Genomic DNA, 4,201 nt, shown 5'->3' with positions numbered 1-4,201 from the left:
CGCGAGGCGGCGGTCGGCGCCGCCGGTGCGGGCGCGCGCCCGGCCGACGACAAGCCGGTCGGAAAGGACCAGGCCGGACCGGCACGACGCGAAGGCACCCGTCCCGCGCCCGGCATGGCCGATGCCGCCAAGGACCGACTGGCCGGTGAACGCGCCGCAGCCGCCAGGGGCGCGGCCGCCAGCGCCGCCGTGGCCAAGGCGGAGCGCGACACGCAGGCCAGGGCCGCGGCCACCACCGCCGAGTCGGCCCGGGCCGAACAAGCCCGCACCGCGGCGGCATCACGCGCCACCGAGAAGACCAGGAACGATCTCGCCGACACCGCGAGAGCCGCACGGGCCACGCAAGAGCGGGCCGACGGCGCGCGCGCCGACCGCGCCAAGGCCGAGGGCGCCCGCGCCGACGCGTTCGCAGCCCAAGCGGCCAAGGCCAACGCCGCCCGGGCCGATGCCGACAAGGCCGAGGCCGGCAAGGCGAACGCCGCCCGGCTCGAGGCCGCCCGGCTGGCGGCCGAGCGTGCCAACACAGCCAACGCGGCCAGGGCCAATGCGGCGAAGGCTCGCGAATCCGCCGCCGACGCGGCGAAGGCCGACGCCGCCCGCGCCGCGCGAACCCGGGCCGAGGCCAGCCAGGGCGCCGCCGAAGACGCCCGCGCCAGGACCGCGAAGGCCGCGGCCGCGCGCGCCGACGGCGCCAAGGCCGCCGCAGACCAGGCGTTGGCAGCGAAGGCCAACGCCGCGCGGGCCGAAGCAGCCCGCGCGGCCCCGACCACGCCAGGGGCTCCGCCACCCGCCCGGAAGGAGCGCCCGCCGACCCCGGCGGCCGAGCGCGACGCGAAGGACGGCAAGGAGCGGCGGCAGCCGGGCGAGGAGCCGCCGAAGCGCTGAGCGCGGGACGCTCAGGCCTCCTTCGACCAGTCCTTCACCCGCCGCGAGCCGCCGGCCCGGCGGTCGGCGCGCACGTCGCGCACGACCTCGGTGTTCAGCCGCTCGGCCTGCTCGGTCAGCCGCGCCAGCGCATCGTCCAGCGCCCGCACGGCGGTGTCGTCGATGGCCGCCATCACCTGGGCATTGATCGCGGCGATCTGCGGGAACAGCTCGTCGTACAGCCGTCGGCCAGACTTGGTGAGGGTGACGCGGGCGCGCCGTGCGTCGCCGGGTTCGACGGCCCGCTGCACCAGCCGCTTGGCCGCCAGCACGGCGATGCCCCGCGAGGCGCGCGGCCGGTCGAGGTGGGCGTGGTCGGCCAGCGCCGAGGGCGACTGGGCGCCGTGCGCGGCCAGCAGCGCCAGCAGCCGCCATTCGCGGCGCGAGATGCCGTAGCGGCCCTCGAGCAGGCGGATCACCGGCGCGCCGCTGACGGCATAAAGGCGCAGCAGCCGGTAGTTCAGCAACTCGTCCAGGGTGATCGGCTCGCGCAGGCTCAGGGTCATCTCGGGGATCAGTTGTTTAGAACAATCGTCGGCGCGCCGCTAGATTACGCCCAACTGCGCCATGAACGTGCTCTTCATCATGGCCGACCAGCTGCGGTGGGACCACCTCGGCTGCGCCGGCCACCCCTACCTGCAGACGCCCCACCTCGACGCGCTGGCGCGCCGGGGCGTGCGCTTCGCCAACGCCTTCGTCAACAGCGGCGTCTGCGGCCCCAGCCGCATGAGTTACTACACCGGCCGCTACCCGATCACCCACGGTGCCACCTGGAACCGTGTGCCGCTGTCGGTGGGCGAGGTGACGATGGGCGAGATGCTGCGCGGCGCCGGCCTGTCGTTGGCGCTGGCCGGCAAGACCCACGTGATGCCCGACCGCGAAGGGCTGCACCGGCTGCAGCTCGAAGGCGGCAGCGAACTGGCCACGCTGCTCGAGCGCGGCGGCTTCGAGGAGATCGACCGCTACGACGGCCACCACGCCCCCGGCGGCGAATCGGGCTACCCGGCCTTCCTGCGCGCGCAGGGCTACGACGGCGCCGACCCGTGGAGCGACCACGTCATCTCGGCGGTGGACGCCGACGGCCGCGTCGTCAGCGGCTGGCACATGCGCCACGTGCACCTGCCGGCGCGGGTGCGCGAGGCGCATTCCGAAACCGCCTTCATGACCGACCAGGCCATCGCCTACATGCGCCGCATGGGCGGCCAGCCCTGGGTGCTGCACCTGAGCTACGTGAAGCCGCACTGGCCCTACATGGCGCCGGCGCCCTACCACAACATGTACGCGCCTGAGCATTGCCTGCCGGTGGTGCGACACGAGTCCGAGCTGCGCGACGCCCACCCGGTGCTGGCCGCCTACCGGCAGCAGGAAGAATGCGTGAGCTTCCAGCGCGACGACTGCATCCGCACCGTGCGCCCGGCCTACCAGGGCCTGATCTCGCAGCTCGACCACCACCTGGGCCGTCTGTTCGACCACATGGCCGCGAGCGGCGTGCTCGACGACACGCTGGTGGTCTTCACCGCCGACCATGGCGACTTCCTCGGCGACCACTGGCTGGGCGAGAAGGAACTGTTCTACGACACCGTGCAAAAGGTTCCCTTCATCGTCGTCGACCCGCGCGCGGATGCCGACGGCACGCGCGGCACGGTGGAACATCGCTTCGTCGAATCGGTGGACGTGGTGCCCACGGTGCTGGACGCGCTGGGCATCGCACCGCCCAAGCACCGCCTGGAAGGCCGCAGCCTGCTGCCGCTGCTGCACGGCCACACCGTGCATGGCTGGCGCGACTTCACCTACAGCGAGCTCGACTACAGCTACCGCCATGCCCGCCTGGCGCTGGGCAAGGACGTGCACCAGTGCCGCGCCTTCAGCCTGCGCACCGATCGCTGGCGCTATGTGCACTGGCTGGACGAGCCCGAGCAGCTCTTCGACCTGCAGGCCGACCCGAACGAGTTCCACGACCTGGGCCGCGACGAAGCCACCGCCGCGGTGCGCGCCGGCCTGCGCGACCGCCTGCTCGACTTCCTGGCCCGGCGCCGGCACCGCAGCACGGTCACCGACGAGGCAGTCGAGCGCGCCACCGGCGCCTACAAGAAGGCCGGCGTGTTCTTCGGCCAGTGGTAGACCCCCCTTTCACCTGGAGAAGAACGATGCGCAGCCTCATCACCCGCCTCACCGGCGTCCTCGCCGCCTGCACGCTGGCGGCCTCGGCGCAGGCCCAGGTCGACAAGCCGGTGCGCCTGCTCGTCGGCTTCGCGCCCGGCGGCTCGGCCGACATCGCGGCGCGGCTGATCGCCGAGCGCGTGGCCGCCGAACTGAAGCAGCCGGTGGTGGTGGAGAACAAGCCCGGCGCGGGCGGCCGCATCGCCGCCGAGGCCCTGAAGAACGCCGCACCCGACGGCGCCACCCTGATGCTGGCACCCATCGTCGTGCCGGTGCTGGCGCCGCTCGTGTTCAGCAAGCTGCCCTACAACGTGGCCACCGACTTCACGCCGGTGGTGCACGTGGCCAACTTCCAGTTCGGCCTGTCGGTGAACGCAAACAGCCCCGCGAAGAACGTGGGCGAACTGCTGGCCTGGTTCAAGGCCAACCCCACCCAGGCCAACTTCGGCAGCCCGGCGCCGGGCAGCCTGCCGCACTTCTTCGGCGTGATGATCTCGGGCGGCGCCGGCCTCGACCTGGTGCACGTGCCCTTCAACGGCGGCGGGCCGCTGATGAACGCGCTGGTGGGCAACCAGGTGGGCTCGGCCATCGACACGCTGGTCGACCAGATCGAGATGCACCGCGGCGGCAAGACCCGCATCCTGGCCACCTCGGGCGCCACCCGCAGCCCCTTGCTGCCCGACGTGCCCACCTTCGCCGAGGCCGGGCTGAAGGGCGTGGAAGGCACCAGCTGGTTCGCGATCTACGCACCGGCCAAGGTGTCGGCGGCCACGGTGCAGCAGATCAACGCCGCGGTGAACAAGGCGCTGGCCGCGCCCGAGGTGCGAGAGCGCTTCGGCAAGCTGGGCCTCGAGCCCACCGGCGGCACCCCGGCCGACCTGCAGGCCCTCATGAAGCGCGACACCGACCGCTGGGCGCCAGTGGTCAAGGCCTCGGGCTTCCGCGGCGACTGAGCACATTGCGTGCGAACGTTTTGATTCGGCGCTTGCGTTTGGGCTCGTAGCGGACGTTGCTGCGTGCAGTTGGGGCTGGACCGTGTCGTGACGTTTCGGCGCTGAAGCGGCAAAGCCGCGGCCGGGCAGGCCGCAGCACGCGACCTCCGGCGGTCGGCGCTGCG

3 protein-coding genes and 1 pseudogene are annotated in these 4,201 nt (G+C 73.0%); 3 read left to right on the top strand and 1 reads right to left on the bottom strand.

Annotation, left to right across the window (positions count from 1 at the left end; translation table 11 throughout):
* A pseudogene (locus EOINJALH_RS01175) lies at positions 1–885 on the top strand (hypothetical protein); the annotation flags it as partial.
* 11 nt (positions 886–896) lie between these two features.
* On the opposite strand, the gene EOINJALH_RS01170 reads toward EOINJALH_RS01175, so the two are convergent.
* On the bottom strand, positions 897–1,430 hold the full coding sequence (locus tag EOINJALH_RS01170; RefSeq protein ID WP_088278484.1) for a MarR family winged helix-turn-helix transcriptional regulator: 534 nt from the start codon (positions 1,428–1,430) through the stop codon (positions 897–899).
* Positions 1,431–1,491: 61 nt separating this feature from the next.
* Between EOINJALH_RS01170 and EOINJALH_RS01165 the strand changes: the two genes are divergently transcribed.
* Both EOINJALH_RS01165 and EOINJALH_RS01160 read left to right on the top strand, forming a co-directional pair.
* Entirely contained in the window at positions 1,492–3,045 is a 1,554-nt protein-coding gene (locus EOINJALH_RS01165) for a sulfatase-like hydrolase/transferase (RefSeq protein ID WP_088278483.1), read from the top strand.
* A 26-nt stretch (positions 3,046–3,071) separates the two neighbouring features.
* On the top strand, positions 3,072–4,037 hold the full coding sequence (locus tag EOINJALH_RS01160) for a Bug family tripartite tricarboxylate transporter substrate binding protein (RefSeq protein WP_088278482.1): 966 nt from the start codon (positions 3,072–3,074) through the stop codon (positions 4,035–4,037).
* Positions 4,038–4,201: the final 164 nt, after the last annotated feature.

Origin of the sequence: Ideonella sp. A 288 (genome assembly GCF_002198735.1) — a bacterium.
GTDB lineage: Bacteria > Pseudomonadota > Gammaproteobacteria > Burkholderiales > Burkholderiaceae_C > Pseudaquabacterium.
This window is presented reverse-complemented; position numbering and strand designations above follow the sequence as displayed.

Coding starts and splice junctions, on each gene's coding strand:
- EOINJALH_RS01160 (WP_088278482.1), top strand. CDS start 3,072: ATGCGCAGCCTCATCACCCGCCTCACCGGCGTCCTCGCCGCCTGCACG.
- EOINJALH_RS01170 (WP_088278484.1), bottom strand. CDS start 1,430: ATGACCCTGAGCCTGCGCGAGCCGATCACCCTGGACGAGTTGCTGAAC.
- EOINJALH_RS01165 (WP_088278483.1), top strand. CDS start 1,492: ATGAACGTGCTCTTCATCATGGCCGACCAGCTGCGGTGGGACCACCTC.